Genomic DNA, 18,491 nt, shown 5'->3' with positions numbered 1-18,491 from the left:
GCCATGACAGATGAGGCATCCGATCTGGAAGACGCGAAGAGGGGCGCCCCCTCCCCTGCCCAGCTCGACCACCAGCCCCCTGCCCTGCGAGATCTCACTGAGCGGGCGCGCGGCTATGCTGCGGCCGCAAGTTCGGCCAACACCCGCAAGGCCTATGCTGCCGACTGGAAGCATTTCGCCGGATGGGGCCGGCGCGAGGGGTTGGACGCGCTGACGCCAAACCCGCAGGTCGTCGGCCTCTATATCACCGCCTGCGCTTCCGGCGCGAAATCGGTTGGCGGACGCAAGAACGCGGTCTCGACCATCGAGCGCCGCCTTTCGGCGCTGGTCTGGGCCTACACCCAACGGGGCCTGAACCTTGACCGGCGCGACCGTCATATCGCGACGGTCCTTGCCGGCATCCGCAACAGCCATGCCGCCCCGCCGCGCCAGAAGGAGGCGATCCTGCCCGAGGATCTTTTGGCCATGCTGGAAACCTGCGATCGGGGCACCCTGCGGGGCCTGCGGGACCGGGCCATGTTGCTGATCGGCTTTGCCGGGGGATTGCGACGGTCCGAGATCACCGGGCTGGACGCGGGCCGGGATCAGACCGAGGACGGGCGCGGCTGGATCGAGGTTCTGCCCGGCGGGTTGCTCGTCACTCTGCGCGGCAAAACCGGCTGGCGCGAGGTCGAGATCGGTCGCGGGTCGTCACCCGCAACCTGCCCGGTCAAGGCGCTGGAGGACTGGCTGAAGTTCGCGCGTATCAGCCAGGGACCACTGTTCCGTCGTGTCACCGGCGGCGGAAAGGAACCCGGCGCGTTCCGCCTTAATGACCGCGAGGTCGCAAGGCTGGTCAAGCGGGCCGCTCAAACAGCGGGACTGCGGGGCGATCTGCCCGAGAAGGACCGCCCTGCCCTCTTCTCCGGCCACAGCCTTCGCGCCGGTCTCGCCTCCTCAGCCGAGGTCGACGAGCGTCATGTCCAGAAGCAGCTCGGCCACGCCAGCGCCGAGATGACCCGCAGGTATCAGCGCCGCCGCGATAGGTTCAGGGTGAACCTGACCAAAGCAGCAGGTCTATAACTAAACGTCCGGGATGCGACTACGGCTCCAGAGACCCTGCACGCTCGAGCAATTCGCAGAGTCGCTCGACATCAGCGGTGCTGTCAAAGCTTGCGACAAGTTTTCCTCTCCGTCCACCGCGCGTCAGGGAGATGCCGACAGGCATACCCATGGCAATCGATACACGATGCAGCAGCTCAGGGCTGATATTTTGAACTTGCCCGCCGACGTTTTGCTTCACGACTGGACGCAGATCCTCGCGCTTGACGAGAAGCTCAACCTCGCCAACCGATAGACCTTGTTCCACTACCTACTGTGCGAGCTCAATGGGCAGCTTCGACGTTATCAGCGCACATGCCTGCCCCCTCGGCAGCCGCTTGTCACGCAACACATCTCTAGCACTGGCTCAGACAGCGACAGCAAGCGGAGAAGATTGGCGATATGGCTCCTGCTCTTGGATATCGCATCTGCGAGCTGCTCTTGAGTATGCCCAAATCGGTAGATCAGCAGTCGATACGCCTCGGCCTCTTCTAGAGGACTCAATTTTGCCCGTTGAATGTTTTCTATCAGCGCCACTTGAAGCACTTCATCATCGTCGAAGTCTCTGACGACCACCGGCACCACCGAAAGGCCGGCTAATTGGGCCGCACGCCAACGGCGCTCTCCTGCATCAATCTGGTAGCCACCAGTTTGATGTAGCTGTCTTCCTACCAGTGGCTGAATCACTCCCTTCTGCCGGATTGATTCCGCTAGTTGAGCCAGTGACTCGCTGTCGAATTTCTTTCTGGGCTGATCTGGGTTGGCAGAAACCTTCGAGACCGAGACAACTTGCCCCAAAGGAGCACCGGAGCCTTCAGGTACGGTAAGCGGGGCCTCGGCAGCGGCCAGAAACGTCGAGAGGCCACGTCCAAGGCGGCGGGTTTAAGGAGATTCGCTTACTCTTGTTTGCCTTCCTGACATACCCCAGCAGGACGGCAGCCATGCCTAGAAGCTCAGCAATCTGCGGCGACCGTTTACAACTGTAAAATGTTCGGGCAGCCTCGCCATGCATCTAGTCTCTGTGCGCCAGCATAGACACTATATGCAGGAAACTCTTGACATAAGTCCGTGAATCACCGCCATTGTCATCAAGTGGCGTGAAAAAGGCCACATTTTCGGATTTGAGGCAACCAGATGATTCCCGTGACACCGCTATCCGCGGATCGCCCGTCAGCACTCGCTACTGACATCTCTGAGCGACTGAACGCCGCGATCAGGGAGCATCTCCTTGCTGCGTTCGCTCCAGACAACACCAAGACACTTCGCGAGTTCTCGGCCCCAGAGGTTGCGGAACTGCTGGATGTTTCCGGGCAGTTCATGCGGAAAGTTCATGCAGACGGCGTTCTGCCAGAACCCGCAACCAACCGTGGAGGACGCCGCTACTACTCCGGTCAGGAGATACTGCAGGCGCGCGAGATTCTTGAGCGAACCTCCCGGAAGAAGGGTCACTACTTGCCACGCCGGATGGAGGGCGAAAAGCTTCAAGTCTGGCAGCTGATGAACTTCAAGGGAGGGTCGAGCAAAAGCACGACGACGATCCACCTTGCCCACTACCTCGCATTGCAAGGCTACCGGGTACTGGTCGTTGACCTCGACCCCCAAGGCTCGCTGACGTCCATGTGTGGTATCAGCCCCGAGATCGAGTTCGATGGGCTCACGATTTATGATGCGATCAAATATGAAAACCCTTCGCCGATGGCAGACGTGATCGTGCAAACCTATTTCCCCGGGCTCGCGATCGCCCCTTCCCGGCTTGTCCTGTCAGAGTTCGAGACGGAATCCGCGGTTCATTCCAACCCCGAAAGGCCTTTTTACTTCCGGATCCGCGATGCACTCGCCCAGGTCGAGGCTGACTACGACCTGGTCCTGATGGATAGCCCTCCGCAACTTGGCTTCCTGACGATTTCCGGTATGGCCGCCGCGACCTCGATAATTGTCCCGATGACCCCATCGATGTTGGACGTTTCGTCCACTGCGCAGTTCCTTGAACTGGCAGGTGCTTACATGGGCGTCATCGAAGATGCCGGCGCGGAGCTCAACTACGATCACTTTAAGCTTCTCATCACCCGCGATGAACCCACGGACATCCCATCTCAGCAGATCACCTCGTTCATGCGGGCCCTGTTTCAGGATCGCGTCATGTCAGCCACCGCTCTCAAGAGCACGGCAATCAGTGACGCGACCATGCTCAAACAGTCTCTCTATGAGGTAGTTCGCTCAGATATGACCAGGGCAACATATGACAGGGCTCGGGGCTCGATGGACGCTATCGGCCGCGAGATCGAGACGATGGTCCGGCAAACCTGGGGGCGTAAGTAATGGCTCGCAAATCACTCAGCGGGATGACAGGCATCGCCAGTACGATCGCGCGCTCCACCACCTCGCCATCCGAGCGGTCGACCAAGATCACCGCGCCTGCACTCGGCGCCCTGCAGGGATCTCTCGCCGCAATTCGCGAGATTGAACCTAATTTGATCGACGACTGGGGACCTGTTGACCGGCTTACACCGTTTACAGCTGTAAACGATGATGAAGCGAATGACGGCCTCGAGAGCCTTACGAACAGCATCCGGGATCAGGGACAGCAGGTGCCAATACTGATCCGTCGGGCGAAGGCAGAAGGTCGCTACGAGGTCATTTACGGACGACGCCGGCTCGCCGCGTGTCGTGATCTGGGCATTAAAGTCAGAGCCAACGTCCAAGATCTGGATGACGCTACAGCGCTCATAGCTAAGGGCCTCGAGAACGCTGCCCGAAGGAACCTATCCTTCTATGAGCGGGCCCGGTTCGCCCAAGCGATCCTCGATGCCGGCCATCAACCAACAACAGCGAAGGCGGTGCTTAACCTGTCCTCCGCAGGTCTTTCCCACCTAACAAAAGTCACCCAGGCCGTACCTGCAGACGTCGGTTCGCTCATTGGTGCCGCACAGAGGTCCGGACGACCAAAATGGACTGCGCTGGCAGAACTCTTCATCGCTGGGAAGCTGACCGAGAAGACGGCTGATCGAATCCTGAGGACCGCAAATGAACGCCTGACCTCCGACGAGCGCTTGGACCATCTCATTCGCGAGGCGACAAAGCGCGGTGCACGACATGACGACATCGCCGAGAGCACCCCAGTCGACGGCGTCACGATCCGTTCTGGACGCAGCTCGGTGACGCTAACCGTAAAGCGAAGCGGAGCAACTGCCGAGTTCGCTTCCTGGCTGGACACCCGGCTTCAGGATTTCATCAAACAATCCTACGCGGAGTTCAGATCAAGTTCTCCGCAGGACGACGAATAACCAAACGAGGCAGAGCAGAAAGGAGGAAAGGCTAACAAAACAAAACCCCCGAAGCTGTGAAGCTCCGGAGGCTGCCGCGCCGAAGCGCATTCTCGATTAGACACCCTGAATCTAGCAGCCCCCGAATCACGAATCAAGAGCAACGCTTCCGAGCGAACGGGATAGTTTTGTCTGCTGATCATTATGAAGCACATCACATCCACGGTCCTTGCGGCCGGGGCGCAGGCGAACTGTGCCAAATCTGCGGAGCACTCGCTCCCCGGCATGGGCTCGATCACCCTGCAGCCAGCATTCCGACCTATCTCTCGTCGTGACATCATGGCCGCGGTCAACACATGCAGCCGCGATCTCGGCATCCGGCAAGGCGCGGTCATTGTCTTGGACGCTCTGTTGAGCTGTCTTCCCTGCAAGAGCGCAGATGGCCGAGAAATGCCAGTTTCTCCGACCACCCTGCTCACGGTCTATGCCAGCAACGAAACCCTGTGCTTCCGCGCCAAGGGCCTCACCGACCGCCAGTTGCGGCGGCATCTGGAGACACTCGAAGCCGCCGGCTTGATCCGGCGCCGTGACAGTGCAAATGGTAAGCGCTTCCCTGTGATGCAGCACGGCAAACCGATCGGCGCCTTCGGGCTAGACCTATCGCCCCTCTTCGCGCAGTCCGACGAGTTGCTCGCCCTTGCCCTGCGCCGCCGCGAGGAGGCAGACGAATTGCGCGGGCTGCGGGCCCAGATCCTCAGACTTCGCGCGGCCTGCGCCGAACTCCACTTGAGCGACACTGTCGCCACCTTCATCGACGGACTACGCAACCTCGTGCGGCGTACCTCACTGACACTCGTGGAGGCTCGGGCAGCTCTCTCGCAACTGACCGCTGTCCTCTCGTCACATGCAGCCCCACAAGCAGTCGTCCAATACGAAGTTGAAGAGGTTGAGCAGCGCCTGCACTCCAAAGCGGAAGCCGCTGATGCTAAATCCTGCGCGGAGACCACCACGGACCGCGCTCCAGACCAAGCGGTTCTCCAAGCCTTTCAGGCCCTCACCGCAAAAACTTGCGGCCTGCCGCCAACCGAACAAAAGCCCGCCTCTGACGGACAGAATGTCCGCCACATAGAGCAAGACTCAGATACAAAAAAAAGAAAGCGAGAAGTCGATGACCTTCCAAGTTGGAGAGCCCTGACCGAGGTCAGCGCTTTCTATGAAGAGCCAACAAGCGCCCAAGAGGCCAAACGCATCGCTTTCGAATTCGGAAGCATGCTGAGAGTAAGCCAGGAGATCCTCGCCAGCGCTGCAAGCAAGCTCGGGCTTTGGGAACTTCTCAGGCTTGAAAACCGCATGGCAAAGCAGATCGGAACCATCCTCAACCCTGATGCTTATGTGAGATCCGTCCTGCGGGCGTGATCCCTGACTGTGATCGGGTGGCCCTGAAACAGCAGGATAGACCGTTCGTGAGGAATCGGATAGGTTCGTTGATTGTTCTCATGCGGAAACGCTGCGAGGTGGAGTGATGTGCAATCTTTACGCTCAGACCAAAAGCCAGGACGCGATGCGTCAGGTCTTTCGGGGCGTGCTCGAAGACGGTGAGGATCTGATCGATACCGCAGGCAATCTCGCGCCTGCATCCGGCATCTTCCCCGACTATGCCGCGCCGATCATTCCCCGCGGTGAAGGACGGGATTGGACTTTGACCACGGCCCGATGGGGGATGCCGACGCCACCCGTCTGTCTGGCCGGCAAGCGCACAGACCCCGGCGTCACAAATATCCGCAATGTCAGCTCACCCCATTGGCGCAGATGGCTTGGCGTGGAACATCGCTGTCTCGTTCCATTCACCAGCTTTTCCGAACTCGACGCCCGACCCGGCGCACCTCGCAACAACCCGGTCTGGTTTGCCCTCGGCAAGGACCGCCCGATCGCCTTCTTCGCTGGCATCCACACCGAGTTGACTTCGGTCAGAAAGCTGAAGGAGGGAGAGGTGACAACTGACCTCTTCGGCTTTCTGACCTGTGAGCCAAATGAAGCAGTTCGACCAGTGCATCCCAAAGCCATGCCGGTGATCCTCACGCGCCCGGATGAATGGCGCTGCTGGCTGACCGCGGATACGAGCGAGGCTTTGAAGCTTCAACGGCCGCTGGCCAATGGTCTTCTCGAAATAGCCGCCGAGGGCACACGTGCGGAACCTGCGTGACCGTCTGCAGGCTGGAAGTGATGATTTGCTTCACCTGGTGAAGGGCCGCGTCCACGAAGTCGAGGGCCGGGGCCGAACCGGCTTTGCGCTGTTCCAGACCACGAGATTGCCAGGGCCGGTCTTCTGGATCGTGCTGGCGCATGATCGCGACCGGCCGATGCCGGGATCCCTGCCAGACGGTGTTGCCGAGCGGTTGCACTTCATCGAGGCGAGGGGCGAGACCGATCTGCTCTGGACGGTCGAAGAAGCGCTACGGGCGCGGCCAGTATCTTTGGTGATCGCCGCTCCAGAGAAACCAATCTCACTGACCGCGGGCAGGCGGCTCCAGCTGGCAGCCGAGGCCGGAGGCACCACTGGCCTGATGCTGATCCAGGAGGGCAGGGGAAGCAGTGCCGCCGAGACCCGCTGGAAATGTGATCCGCTACCCTCGCCTCTGGACTCGACTCGTCATCGCTGGATCCTTAATAAGAACAAAAGAGGAACAATCGGAATCTATGATGTGAGTTGGAATGGCACGACGGCTGCTGTCCATCTGGTTCCCCAGGCTGGCGAGCGACATCAGCCTGAGGGTCCGCCCCGTTGAGGGGCCTTTCGCGTTGACGCTCCGGGCGTCGAACGCGGAACATCTGCATTGCCTCAACAGCACCGCAAGCGCCGTCGGGCTCCACCCTGGCATGCCGCTGACCGATGCGCGTGCGGTGTGCCCTCGCTCTCCACGCGGCCCGCCGATCTGATCCGGGAGGGCAGGGCGCTTGAAGGCCTGCGGAGGTGGGCCAGCCGTTACGGGCCTCATGCCGCGAAAGACGGAACGGATGGGTTGATCGTCGATGTTTCGGGCGGGCCGCATCTCTTCGGTGGCGAGGTCGTGCTTCTGGCCGATCTTGAGGCTCGTCTCGAAAGGGCAGGGGTCTCATCGAAAAGCGCCATTGCCGAGACCCGGGGCGGAGCCTGGGCACTTGCTCGCCGTGGTGGCGGGGTGATCCCGGAAGGCGGGTTGCTCTCTCGGCTGGGCCCGACGCCAGTGAGCGCGCTGCGGATTGAAGCTCCGGTCGCCGACGGTCTGACCCGCCTCGGACTGCACAAGATCGCCGACCTGACCGCTGTGCCCCGGGCACCACTGGCGCGCCGGTTCGGCGCTGAACTTCTTCGCCGTCTCGATCAGGCGCTTGGGACCCAGGCCGAGCCTGTCGCAGCCGAAGCGGATGCGCCGCATTTCGGGGTGCGGATGACCTTGCCCGAGCCGATCGGGCTCACGGCCGATGTGATGGGGGTGCTGGACCGTCTTCTGATCCGGCTTTGCGACAAGCTGACATCGGCCCAGATGGGGGCCCGGGCTGTCCGGCTGGAACTGCACGCGTAGATCGTTCGGCTGCCCTGGTTAACGTCGGTATAGCCCGCGCAATGCGGGACCCGGCTCGGATCTCGGCCTTGTTCCTCAAGGGGGGGGATAAGGTGGATTCCGGCTTCGGGATCGACGGGCTGCGCCTCTCCGCCACGGTGACCGAACCGCTGGCTCCCGAGCAGATCGGCAACGCGCAGGCGCGTGCGGAGGATGAGCTTTCCGACCTGATCTCGCGGATCGGCAACCGGCTGGGTTTCGATGCGGTGCAGCGTTTTCTGCCCGCCAGCAGTCGCATTCCAGAACGCAGCTTCCTGACCGTCCCTGCTGCCTATACGGCATCGGAAGCGTTTCCCCCGAAACGCCGCCCCCGCCGTCCCATCACCCTCTTCCCGGCGGAAGCTCTGGCCCAGGTCTCTGGCAGCCCTCCCGCCCGCTTCAGCTGGCGCCGGATGGGTTTCACCACCCTTCGGGCGCATGGCCCCGAGCAGATCACCCCGGAATGGTGGTTCGATGATCCGGCATGGCGCAGCGGTGTGCGGGACTATTGGCGGATAGAGACCAATGAGGGGCCGCGGCTCTGGCTGTTCCGCACCCCACAATCCGGATCTCGGAACTGGTATGCGCAGGGGGTGTTCCTGTGATTCCTCACGCCGAGCTTTGCGTCACCTCGAACTTCACCTTCCTGCGTGGTGCCTCGCATCCCGAGGAACTGGTGAAGCGCGCGGCCGAGCTTGGCTTTGCGGCCATCACCATCACCGATCGGAACTCCGTCGCCGGGGTGGTGCGGGCATTCTCGGCGCTGAAGGAACTGGCGCGTGTCGCTGAGGAAGCGGGCCAAAATCCTATTGGACAGGGGCCTCGTTGCCCTGGCCGATCCCAGGAGCGCGGCTCATGTTGTCCGACAGCAAGGTGGAATGGGGGCGCTGCCTACCGATCTGGCGGCCTAGACGATTCTGCCTTGTGAAGACCATCGACAAAGTGAGAATCTCATTTTATCTATAATTAATGACGGATAGTACCAAAGAAACCTTGGCTGACAAAATCAGCCGCATCCTTGCAGATCGGATTATTGCAGGCACGCTTTGTGCCGGCGACAAACTGCGTCAGGATCACATCGCCACAGAATTTGGCGCCAGCCATGTCCCTGTGCGAGAGGCGTTTCGTCGCCTGGAGGCGCAGGGACTTGCCATCAGCGAGCCGCGTCGTGGCGTGCGGGTTGCCGGCTTCAGCCCCAAGGAGGTCAGAGAGGTCGCTGGAATGCGCGCGGCACTTGAGACAATGGCGCTCCGCAATGCTGCGCCCAATCTGACCAAGGCAATTCTTGATAAAGCTGAGGAAGCAACGCGGGTTGGTGACCACGCCCCAGATGTGCAGAGTTGGGAGGAAGCCAACCGGCGCTTTCATCGGCTGATCCTCGAGCCCTGCGATATGCCGCGCCTGATGCGCAGTATTGATGATCTGCATGCCGCCAGCGCGCGCTTTCTGTTTTCGGGCTGGCGGGCAGAATGGGAAGCCCCAACCGATCGCGATCACCGCGCTATCCTGGCCGCTCTTCGCGCTGGCGACACCATGAACGCTTGCGCCATACTTGCGCGCCATGTGCAGTGGACGGGGCCAAGGGGGCGATAGCTGCTCCGATAATTATCTATAATAGTGCGAGGGGTCTTGCAGAAGACCCCCATCCATGTGCCTATGCAACGACGGATTCGTCATATTATAGATAATTTGGAGGGTCCAATGCCCACAATCACACCGTATTCTGGCACTGTAACGCCCCTGGCCCGCGTATTTCGCCCGCTGGCCATCGGCATTGCGGGCGTCACGTTGATGACGATTTCTGCCAAGGTGCAAATCCCGTTCTGGCCGGTCCCGATGACATTGCACACGATGGCGGTCATGGCCTTTGCCCTCCTGCTCGGCCCGCGCATGGCAGTGGCTATCTTCGCCGTATATTTCGCGGCGGGTGCCGCCGGCTTGCCGGTATTCGCGGGCTCGCCTGCGCGCGGTCTGGGTCTGACCTATATTGCCGGTCCAACCGGCGGCTACCTTGTCGGCTATCTGCTCGCCTCGGGCGTAACCGGATGGCTAGCTGTGGGACGGGGTTGGCTTGGCCAGACATTTGCGATGCTGACCGGGCTTGGCGTGGTCTACGGGTTTGGCCTGATCTGGCTGTCGGCCTTTGTGCCATCGGAGCAGCTTATGGCCGTCGGAGTCCTGCCCTTCCTCGCCGGAGATCTCGCCAAGATCGCTGTTGTAGGGCTTGCGGCTCAGGGGATGGCGCGACTGCGGGGGCTCAAGTGAGGCTGGATACATCCGCAAGCAGTGCGCTGCGCCACGACTGGAAAACCGATGAAATCCTTGCACTGCATGAGCTGCCCCTGCTCGAGCTTGTCGGGATGGCGAATGCCGCGCATCGCGCGCACCACGACCCGAACCGCCTGCAGAAGGCCAGCCTGCTGTCGATCAAGACTGGCGGTTGCCCTGAGAACTGTGCCTATTGTCCGCAATCGGCGCATCACCGCGATGTGGAGCTGACCCGTGAGCGTCTTATGGATCCGGCGAAAGTTATCGACATGGCCGCCACCGCGCGTAGTGCCGGGGCGGAGCGTTTCTGCATGGGGGCGGCTTGGCGACAGGTGCGCGACGGTCGCGATTTCGACGCCGTGGTCGAGATGGTGGCGGGGGTCAGGGCGCTCGGGATGGAGGCCTGTGTCACCCTCGGCATGCTCAAACCCCATCAGGCCGAGCGCCTCGCAGAGGTTGGCCTCACGGCCTATAACCACAACCTCGACACCAGCCCCGAATTCTACGGCAAGATCATCACCACCCGCACCTATCAGGACCGACTGGATACGCTGGCGACGGTGCGTAGTTACGGCATCGAGCTCTGCTGTGGCGGTATCATTGGCATGGGCGAGAGCGTGCGGGATCGCGCCTCGATGTTGCAGACGCTGGCGACGATGGTGCCGCATCCGGAAAGCGTGCCGATCAATGCGTTGGTGCCGGTCGCGGGAACGCCGCTGGCCGGACGGGCCCCCATCGACCCGCTGGAACTGGTCCGTATGGTCGCCACTGCCAGACTGGTGATGCCCGCCTCGATTGTGCGGCTGTCGGCAGGGCGCTCGAGCTTGAACCGCGAGGCACAGATCCTGTGCTTGATCGCCGGTGCGAACTCGATCTTTTACGGCGACACTCTGCTGACTACACCAAATGCGGGCATCGGCGAGGACGCAGAGCTCATCGCGGCGATTTCTACTCCATTCAGAGCGGGCGATCTGAGTTCGAAAGAAAACCCCAGTCACCAGACCCGCGCCGAGGCGTGAAGTTGGCTGCGAGGGCGACCGTATTCGCCCTCGCAGCTTGGTCGTGTCTCGGAAGTGGTGGAAATTGGCTGGCGGCGTAATCTCCGGGTGAACCAACACCCACCCAACCGGCGGCGGCAACCGCCAGGGAGATCACGCCATGAAGCAGAATACCGACAGCTCATCCTTTTCGCTACTGCCCGACGCAGGGGCGTATGATCCGATCGAGGATCGCCTTCGGGCAAATGTCCGTGCCACCATTGAGTCCATGTTCGAAGAGGAACTGGCCGACTTTCTTGGACGGCTCCGTTACGGCCGCGGCAACGAGCGGGCCAAGGGCATCGCGATCGGCAGCTGACCGGCACATTCGGCACTGAGACGGTGCGGGTTCCTCGTGCCCGGATCGAGAACGAGGGCGGCAAGATCACCGAATGGCGCTCGAAGGCACTGCCCCGCTACAGGCGGCTGACAAAGAAGGCCGAGGCCCTGATCGCGGCGGTCTACCTGGCCGGCACCAACACGCGCCGGGTCAAGGGGGGCGCTGTTCGGACTGTTCGAGGGGGCGGTGAGCAAGGACGTGGTCAGCCGGGCCTGGCGCAAGGTGAAGCTCGATTGGGACGCGTGGTCCACCCGCGACCTGGCCGAGGAGGATATCGTGCGGCTCATCCTCGACGGCACCGTCATAAAGACCCGGCTGGACCGCAAGGCCACCAACATCTCGGGGCTGGCGGCGATCGGTGTTTGGCGCGACGGACAAAAGGTGCTCCTCTCAATCAGGAACATGTGCGGCGAAAGCACGGTTGCCTGGAGCCAATTCCTCGCCGATCTGGACGCGCGGGGCCTGAGGCGGCCCGAGTTCGTAATCGTTGACGGCGCCCCCGGCCTTGAAGCCGCGCTTGTGGCACTCTGGGGCGAGGATCTGGCCATTCAACGCTGCACGGTTCGGCAGCCACCGCAACCTGCTCGGCCACGCCCCAAAGCGCCTGCATGACGAGCTGAGCGAAGACTACCGCGACATGATCTACGCCGACAGCGCCGCCGAGATCGAGACGCGCCGCAAGGCCTTCCTCCGCAAGTGGAAGCTCAAGTGCCGGGCCGTGGCCGATAGCCTTGAGGAGGCCGGTGATCGCCTCTTCAGCTTCACTCGCCTCGATCCATCGCAATGGAAATCCGCACGGACCACCAACGCCATTGAGCGTCTGAACGAGGAGTTCCGCCGCCGCATCAAGACCCAGACCGTGCTGCCCTGCGCCGAGACCGTGCCGATGCTGCTCTGGGCGCTCTTGGCGTCAGGGCAGATCCAGATGCGAAAGGTCGATGGCTGGGAAACCCTTTCTCAGCCTCTCGTGCCGATGTCCCTTGACCTCGCGGCCTGACTGGAGCCAATGTCACATACTCGGAGCCCGCTGCTCGGCAATTTCCACCACATTCGCGACACGACCGCCTGTTCGCCCTGCGCCCCCTCTCGGGCAGTGAAAATGATATCGTCGTTCTTGCTCCGGATCTCGAGCTGACACCTGTCGAAGCCGCTCGTTTCGACCTGCCTGACAATGCCCGCACGACAGTTCAGTTCAAGGCGGCGCTTCTTGCCGATGCGTTGAGGCTGACCCTCCGCCGAGGGGCAGGTCCGTTCCGATCCGCCGCACAGCTTGCGTTTGAGCCGCGGGCCTACCAGCTGGTCCCGCTGCTCATGGCCCTTCGGCTTCAGGTCCCGCGTCTGCTAATCGCCGACGATGAAGGCATCGGCAAGACCATCGAAGCGGGTCTGATCCTGCGCGAACTGATGGATCGCGGAGAGGTTGATGCGTTTTCGCTTCTCTGCCCTCCGCACCTGGTGGAGTGGATGGGCCTGATATCCAACCTTCTCTGGAAGACCTGCCTTCTGACAGGTCGCCGTTCTCCTGGGCGATCCAGCTTCCCTGCAGGCCTACCAGTAGAGCCCAAGGCGATGGAACCGAGGTGGTGTCCCTCCCAGCGGTATCCTTGCGGTCGGGTAGCCGACAAGGGGGGGGATCGGGGTCGTGCGACCCGTGACCAGGTCCCGGAGGCGGCGGATGCGGCTTTCGGTCGGGGGATGCGTCCTGAGCAACGAGGGCTCCGGAATGCGGCGGCCGGGCAGAAGGATCTCCTCCCAGAACCGACCGACCCGGCGATCGAGCTTGACGAGCGCGCGCACGAGCCCCTCCGGATCGCCGGCCAGCTCTGCGGCGGCGCGGTCGGCGTCGTACTCGCGCGTCCGCGAAAGGCCGAGTTGGACCAGCGCCATGAGGGTGGGTGCGAAGACAAGGAGAATCACGACATGCCAAGGCACATGGACCATGCCTGCCAGGACCAGAGGCAGGTTGAGGAGTAGAAGCAACTGTCCGAGCCAGCTTGCCAGCGAAACGAGGCGCGACATCATGTCGGCTACACCCATGACCCACAGGTCGCGATTGGCGATGTGGCCGATCTCGTGGGCCAGCACCCCGGCGAGTTCACGTCCGTCGAGCAGCTCGAGCAGCCCGTCGGTAACGCAGATCGAGCTGTCCTCGGGCGTGCCCATGGCGAAGGCATTTGGCAGCGAGCTCGGCACACGATAGAGCGCCGGGGCGCGTGGCAGACCGGCGCGGCGGGCGAGCTCGGCCAGCGCACCGACGAGCCCGGGAGCATCGCGCCCTGTCAGCCGCTGCGCCTGATAGCCGGACAGGATCATGCGGCGGGGCAGAGCGGGCGCCAGGATGAGGCCCGCGACCATGCCGAGGGCCACCATCGCCCCCGTTTCTGGCCCGAGGATCGCAGTGACCGACACCCAGGCGATTGCCGCCATGAGCCCCAGAAGCAGCGCCGACTGCGCCAGATTGAGCAAGCGATGGCGGGCAGAGACCCCTGTCATGGCTCCTCACGGTCCCGGACTTCGCGCCGGTCCTGATCGCGCACCAGCCAATGGACAACCCCGAGCGCAAGCGCCGCGCCCGCGAGTGCGGCAATCTTGGATGATTCCGTCTCGCCGACGTCCAGGATGATGAATTTGCGCGCGATGGCCAGCAGCGCGATCAGCACGATCGTGCGGACCTGGAGGATCCCGAAGCTGCGTTCGGTCGCAACAAGAAGGGAGCGCTTGAACTCGAGCGCGATCACCACGGTGAAGATCATGCCGAACACCACCTGGAAGGTGGCGTAGTCGAGAGTGTCGAATGCCCCCAGAAGCAAGCGGTTCACGACTTCGCGCATCAGCGCCCAGACCGACGCCACGACGATCGCCGCAATGATGACGCTGAGGACGAAGATGACAACTTGCTCGAACTTCTCGTAGAGCGTCATCGCCGACCATTGTTCACGGGTCAGCCCGGATCGTTGCAAGTCTTTCATGATTGCCTCTCGAAGGCCGCCTCGGAGAGACAAGCTCCCCGGGGCTTCTCCAGACGGTGCGATATCGCACGGAGCGGAGGGGACGCCGCAAACCGGCGACACCCAATGTGGCAAATCAGCCGTTCTTGACCTCGATGCGCTTGACCTTCGCCTGCGCCTCGGGAGTCTGGGGCAGCTTGATCGTCAGAACCCCGTTTTTGAAGGATGCCTGCGCCTTTTCGCCATCCACACCGGGAGGGAGCGGAATTGTCCGGTAGATCGCGCCGTAGCTGCGCTCGGACAGGTAATACCCCTTTTTCTCCTCCTGGCGCTCGATCTTCTTCTCCCCCTTCACAGTCAACATGTCATCGTTGACCGTCACCTCGATGTCCTTCATCTCCATGCCCGGCAGCTCGATCGATACTTCGATCGCCTTGTCGGTCTCGACCACGTCGGATTTCGCTTCGCCGCTGCCAAAGGGCCATTCGAAATGACCGACACGGTTCCAGAAGTTCTCGAACACATGGTTCATTTCGTGCTGGAGTGTCGCGATCGGGTTGTCTTCGCTGCTCTTGGCATCTGGCGCGCCGTCCTTGCGCGCCCAGGGAATGAGGTCTTTGATCTGCATGATATGGTCTCCTTCGGTTTTCAGGCGCCCCTGACGGCGATCTTTTTCGGCTGCGCTTCAGGGGCTCGGGGGAGCGTCAGGGTGAGGACACCTCCACGCATCTCGGCTTCGATCCTATCGAGGTCGAAGTCCTCGGAAAGCGTGAAGGCACGCTCGAAATCGCCCTCGCCATATTCGGCATAGGCAAGTTCGAGGTTTTCCGGCCGCACCGGGTCAACCTTGCCGCGGATCGTCAACACACGATTTTCGAGCGTGATTTCGACCGCATCGGCGGCGACCCCAGGCATTCCAAGCATCATGGAGACACCCTGATCGGTCTCGACGATATCGGTCAACGGGCGGTAGATGCGTCCGCTGCCGGTGGTCTCGGGCGAATCGGTCGGCGTCTTTTCGGCGGCTTGCGTGATGTTGGTGCTCATCGTTCCAGCTTTTCTCAGGCTGCCTTGATCTCGATTTTCTTCGGCTTTTCTTCCTCGGGCCGGGAGATGACGATCCGCAATACGCCGTTTGTCATCCTCGCCTCGACCTTGTCATCCGAGGCCGCGAACGGCAGGCGGATAGTGCGGGAAAACCTGCCGAAACCGCGTTCGTTGCGGTGCCAGCGCGCACCGTCGGGAACCTCTGGCACCTTGCGTTCGCCCGAAAGCGTCAGGACGTTGTCCTTAACCGAAATCTCAATGTCGCCCGGTTCGATGCCGGGAAGTTCAGCGGCGATGGCAACGGCCTCAGGGCCTTGCCAGACATTCACCGCCGGGAACGCCGCGCGGGCCGGCGGCCAGAAACCGCGGTCGAGATCGCGCATCATGGAGCGCATCAGCGCAAAGGGATCGCTGCGGCGCAGATATGTCGGGTAGAGCATTACTGGCCTCCTGTTGCTGATCGATGCCCCCGAACCATCGGCATGGAGGGACCGGGCAACGGTGCCGGCCGGATGTGGGTTCGGAGACCGCTCATCAAGATAAGCGGTTCCATTTATTATGCAAGCATATATGATGCGAGCATTGCACTTCGGATGGAGTGCGGTCTATCCTGTGTCTCATGCAACCGGAGGAAGGATACCTATGATCTCTTCGGACATCGCGCTGATCGGGACGACGATCCACCGGGTCGCGCAGCTCATCCAGCAGCGGATCGACCAAGACATCCGCGACAGCGGCTTGACCCGCCTGTCCTGGATGGCGGCGGCGCATGTCGAGGATGCGCCCGGGCTGACCATCGGCGATCTGGCCGACCGACTTGAGGTCGGCCCGGCCACTGCGGGCCAGCTCGTCGATCGCATGGTCCGGGGCGGCTGGGTCGAGCGGTCGCCCTCGCTCGACGACAGGCGGTCGCAGATCGTCGCCGCAACGTCGAAGGCCCGGGCGATGCTGGAGGAACTCGCGCCGCGGCAATCGGCGCTCGAACATGAAATCCTGCAGGATTTGTCGGCAGACGAAAGGCGCATCCTGCTGGCGCTGCTCGAGCGGATCAGGGCGCGGCTCGGGCGCCAGTGAAAGGGACAAGCGGCATGGAAAGGAAGACCGAATATAACATCTGGTACTGGGTGGTGGCTTTCATAGCCGTGCTTTTCATCCAGAACCTGATCGCCGGCTGGCAATCCGTCGCACCGATCAGCTACAGCCAGTTCGAGAGCTATCTCGAGGATGGCAGGGTCGCCTCCGTTGCGGTCGGCGCGGACACCATCACCGGCACCTTCACCGACCCCGTCGACGGCAAGAGCCAGTTCGTCACCACGGTCGTGGATCCCGCGATCCTGCAGCGGATCGACCGCTCCGGCGTCGAGATCACGGGCGTTCCTCAGAACACCTTTCTCGGCACGCTGATTTCCTGGGTGGCGCCAGCGCTTGTCTTCTTCGGAATCTGGATGCTGCTGTTCCGTAAGTTCGCCGACAAACAGGGTTTCGGCGGGTTCATGCAGGTCGGCCGCAGCAAGGCCAAGGTTTACATGGAAAAAGAAACCGGCGTCAGCTTCGCCGACGTGGCCGGTGTGGACGAGGCCAAGGCCGAGCTCGAGGAGGTCGTAGAGTTCCTCAGGAACCCCGCCGAATACGGAAAGCTGGGCGCACATATCCCCAAAGGCATATTGCTCGTTGGGCCGCCGGGCACCGGCAAGACGCTTCTAGCGCGCGCAGTGGCAGGCGAGGCCGGCGTGACCTTCTTTTCGATCTCGGGCTCCGAGTTCGTCGAGATGTTCGTGGGCGTCGGTGCCGCGCGGGTGCGCGACCTCTTCGAGCAGGCTCGGAAATCCGCGCCGGCGATCATCTTCATCGACGAACTCGACGCTCTCGGGCGGGCGCGCTCCTCCGGCCAGATCGCTGGCGGCCACGATGAGCGTGAGCAGACGCTGAACCAGCTTCTGACCGAGCTCGACGGCTTCGACCCTTCGGTTGGCATCGTGCTCCTGGCCGCCACCAACCGACCAGAGATCCTCGACCCCGCGCTGCTGCGTGCGGGACGCTTCGACCGGCAGGTGCTGGTGGATCGGCCGGATAAGAAGGGACGTGTGCAGATTCTCGGCGTTCACATGAAAAAGGTGAAGCTCGCCCCAGACGTCGATTCCGAGAAGGTCGCAGCGCTTACTCCCGGCTTTTCCGGCGCGGATCTTGCCAATCTCGTCAACGAGGCAGCATTGCTCGCCACGCGCCGCAAGGCTGATGCGGTGACGATGGACGACTTCAACAATGCGGTGGAACGCATCATCGCCGGGTTGGAAAAGAAGAACCGCGTGCTCAATCCGCGCGAACGCGAGATCGTGGCGCACCACGAGATGGGGCACGCGCTGGTCGCGATGGCTCTGCCGGGGGTGGACCCGGTGCACAAGGTCTCGATCATACCGCGCGGGATTGGCGCGCTCGGCTACACCATCCAGCGCCCGACCGAGGACCGCTTCCTGATGACGCGGGAGGAACTCGAAAACAAGATCGCAGTCCTGCTTGGCGGGCGCGCGGCAGAGAAGATCATCTACGATCATGTCTCGACTGGGGCGGCGGACGATCTGGTCAAGGCGACCGATATCGCCCGCGCCATGGTCGCGCGTTACGGGATGGACGAAGACCTCGGGCATGTCAGCTATGACACCGATCGGCCCGGCTTTCTCGGCACCGGCGATCAGGCGTCCTGGCTCAACCGCCGCTACAGCGAGGCCACGGCCGAGCGAATGGACCTAAAGGTGCGCGACATCGTGGATGGCGTCTTCAAGCGCACCCTCACCCTTCTTGAAACCAATCTGGATCTTCTCGAGCAATCGGCGCAAGATCTCCTGCAACGAGAGACACTGGACGAGCCCGATCTGGTGGCAATTGCGTCCAAGGTGAAAAGAACGGAAGCGGTCGCTGCGTGACACTGT

The 18,491-nt window shown here is 62.1% G+C and carries 20 protein-coding genes and 2 pseudogenes; 15 read left to right on the top strand and 7 right to left on the bottom strand.

From position 1 onward, the window contains the following. Window positions 1-3: 3 nt before the first annotated feature. On the top strand, window positions 4-1,062 hold the full coding sequence (locus CDV49_RS11070) for a site-specific integrase (protein ID WP_226937282.1): 1,059 nt from the start codon (window positions 4-6) through the stop codon (window positions 1,060-1,062). 19 nt (window positions 1,063-1,081) lie between these two features. Here the strand turns inward: CDV49_RS11070 and CDV49_RS20185 are convergent, their stop codons facing one another. Together CDV49_RS20185 and CDV49_RS11060 are read right to left on the bottom strand one after the other, a co-directional pair. Then, window positions 1,082-1,348 carry a hypothetical protein gene (locus tag CDV49_RS20185; protein WP_131389347.1) on the bottom strand — a complete coding sequence of 89 codons (267 nt, stop codon included), beginning with the start codon at window positions 1,346-1,348 and terminating at the stop codon, window positions 1,082-1,084. A 38-nt stretch (window positions 1,349-1,386) separates the two neighbouring features. Further along, window positions 1,387-1,878, bottom strand: a complete 492-nt coding sequence (locus CDV49_RS11060) for a ParB/RepB/Spo0J family partition protein (RefSeq protein WP_158212556.1) — start codon at window positions 1,876-1,878, stop codon at window positions 1,387-1,389. A gap of 336 nt (window positions 1,879-2,214) precedes the next feature. Here CDV49_RS11060 and repA point away from each other — a divergent pair, with 336 nt between their 5' ends. The 12 genes and pseudogenes from repA (at window position 2,215) to CDV49_RS11005 (ending at window position 12,566) form a co-directional block, all read left to right on the top strand. Beyond that, the gene (gene repA / locus CDV49_RS11055; RefSeq protein WP_035714014.1) at window positions 2,215-3,399 is read left to right on the top strand and encodes a plasmid partitioning protein RepA; all 1,185 of its coding nucleotides are present in this window, start codon (window positions 2,215-2,217) and stop codon (window positions 3,397-3,399) included. Beyond that, entirely contained in the window at window positions 3,399-4,364 is a 966-nt protein-coding gene (gene repB, locus CDV49_RS11050) for a plasmid partitioning protein RepB (protein ID WP_035714011.1), read from the top strand. Before repA ends, repB begins: the two co-directional genes overlap by 1 nt. 183 nt (window positions 4,365-4,547) lie before the next feature. Further along, complete coding sequence (locus CDV49_RS11045; RefSeq protein WP_051911374.1) at window positions 4,548-5,759, top strand: helix-turn-helix domain-containing protein; 1,212 nt, start codon at window positions 4,548-4,550, stop codon at window positions 5,757-5,759. 106 nt (window positions 5,760-5,865) lie between these two features. Continuing rightward, entirely contained in the window at window positions 5,866-6,546 is a 681-nt protein-coding gene (locus CDV49_RS11040; RefSeq protein WP_035714009.1) for an SOS response-associated peptidase, read from the top strand. Then, entirely contained in the window at window positions 6,530-7,129 is a 600-nt protein-coding gene (locus tag CDV49_RS11035) for an ImuA family protein (protein ID WP_051911372.1), read from the top strand. The genes CDV49_RS11040 and CDV49_RS11035 overlap by 17 nt, the downstream gene beginning before the upstream one ends. Before the next feature lie 234 nt (window positions 7,130-7,363). Further along, window positions 7,364-7,906, top strand: coding sequence for a Y-family DNA polymerase (locus CDV49_RS20995; RefSeq protein WP_306424947.1), 543 nt, complete (start codon window positions 7,364-7,366; stop codon window positions 7,904-7,906). A 92-nt stretch (window positions 7,907-7,998) separates the two neighbouring features. After that, window positions 7,999-8,529: a hypothetical protein gene (locus tag CDV49_RS20990; RefSeq protein ID WP_306424946.1), complete on the top strand. Its 531-nt coding sequence runs from the start codon at window positions 7,999-8,001 to the stop codon at window positions 8,527-8,529. Continuing rightward, window positions 8,529-8,714 (top strand): annotated as a pseudogene (locus tag CDV49_RS11025) (PHP domain-containing protein); the annotation flags it as partial. The gene CDV49_RS20990 and the pseudogene CDV49_RS11025, both read left to right, overlap by 1 nt. Window positions 8,715-8,893: 179 nt before the next feature. Continuing rightward, window positions 8,894-9,517 (top strand): GntR family transcriptional regulator, encoded by a 624-nt coding sequence (locus CDV49_RS11020; RefSeq protein WP_084684238.1) that lies wholly within the window; start codon window positions 8,894-8,896, stop codon window positions 9,515-9,517. 108 nt (window positions 9,518-9,625) lie between these two features. Next, window positions 9,626-10,189: a biotin transporter BioY gene (locus CDV49_RS11015; protein ID WP_035714005.1), complete on the top strand. Its 564-nt coding sequence runs from the start codon at window positions 9,626-9,628 to the stop codon at window positions 10,187-10,189. A gap of 2 nt (window positions 10,190-10,191) precedes the next feature. After that, the gene (bioB, locus tag CDV49_RS11010; protein WP_035714096.1) at window positions 10,192-11,211 is read left to right on the top strand and encodes a biotin synthase BioB; all 1,020 of its coding nucleotides are present in this window, start codon (window positions 10,192-10,194) and stop codon (window positions 11,209-11,211) included. Between the two features lie 139 nt (window positions 11,212-11,350). Then, window positions 11,351-12,566, top strand: a pseudogene (locus tag CDV49_RS11005) (IS256 family transposase). A gap of 551 nt (window positions 12,567-13,117) precedes the next feature. On the opposite strand, the gene CDV49_RS10995 reads toward CDV49_RS11005, so the two are convergent. The 5 genes from CDV49_RS10995 to CDV49_RS10975 all read right to left on the bottom strand — a co-directional run bounded on the left by CDV49_RS10995 (window position 13,118) and on the right by CDV49_RS10975 (window position 16,004). Then, a complete protein-coding gene (locus tag CDV49_RS10995; RefSeq protein ID WP_035714753.1) occupies window positions 13,118-14,062 on the bottom strand; it encodes a zinc metalloprotease HtpX in 945 nt (314 codons plus the stop codon). Further along, complete coding sequence (locus CDV49_RS10990) at window positions 14,059-14,538, bottom strand: phosphate-starvation-inducible PsiE family protein (RefSeq protein WP_035714756.1); 480 nt, start codon at window positions 14,536-14,538, stop codon at window positions 14,059-14,061. The genes CDV49_RS10995 and CDV49_RS10990 overlap by 4 nt, the downstream gene beginning before the upstream one ends. Window positions 14,539-14,653: 115 nt before the next feature. Further along, the gene (locus CDV49_RS10985; RefSeq protein ID WP_028713487.1) at window positions 14,654-15,145 is read right to left on the bottom strand and encodes an Hsp20/alpha crystallin family protein; all 492 of its coding nucleotides are present in this window, start codon (window positions 15,143-15,145) and stop codon (window positions 14,654-14,656) included. Between the two features lie 20 nt (window positions 15,146-15,165). Further along, window positions 15,166-15,564 carry an Hsp20/alpha crystallin family protein gene (locus tag CDV49_RS10980; protein ID WP_035714761.1) on the bottom strand — a complete coding sequence of 133 codons (399 nt, stop codon included), beginning with the start codon at window positions 15,562-15,564 and terminating at the stop codon, window positions 15,166-15,168. Window positions 15,565-15,578: 14 nt separating this feature from the next. Then, entirely contained in the window at window positions 15,579-16,004 is a 426-nt protein-coding gene (locus CDV49_RS10975) for an Hsp20/alpha crystallin family protein (RefSeq protein ID WP_035714763.1), read from the bottom strand. 202 nt (window positions 16,005-16,206) lie between these two features. On the opposite strand from CDV49_RS10975, the gene CDV49_RS10970 reads away from it, so the two are divergent. Then, window positions 16,207-16,638, top strand: a complete 432-nt coding sequence (locus tag CDV49_RS10970; RefSeq protein WP_035714766.1) for a MarR family winged helix-turn-helix transcriptional regulator — start codon at window positions 16,207-16,209, stop codon at window positions 16,636-16,638. A gap of 14 nt (window positions 16,639-16,652) precedes the next feature. Beyond that, a complete protein-coding gene (gene ftsH / locus CDV49_RS10965; protein WP_035714769.1) occupies window positions 16,653-18,485 on the top strand; it encodes an ATP-dependent zinc metalloprotease FtsH in 1,833 nt (610 codons plus the stop codon). The last annotated feature ends 6 nt before the right edge of the window (window positions 18,486-18,491 follow it).

The organism is Haematobacter genomosp. 1 (genome assembly GCF_002196855.1).
Lineage (GTDB): Bacteria > Pseudomonadota > Alphaproteobacteria > Rhodobacterales > Rhodobacteraceae > Haematobacter.
The sequence above is the reverse complement of the archived record's forward strand: the minus strand, read 5'-3'. Positions and strand labels throughout refer to the sequence as shown.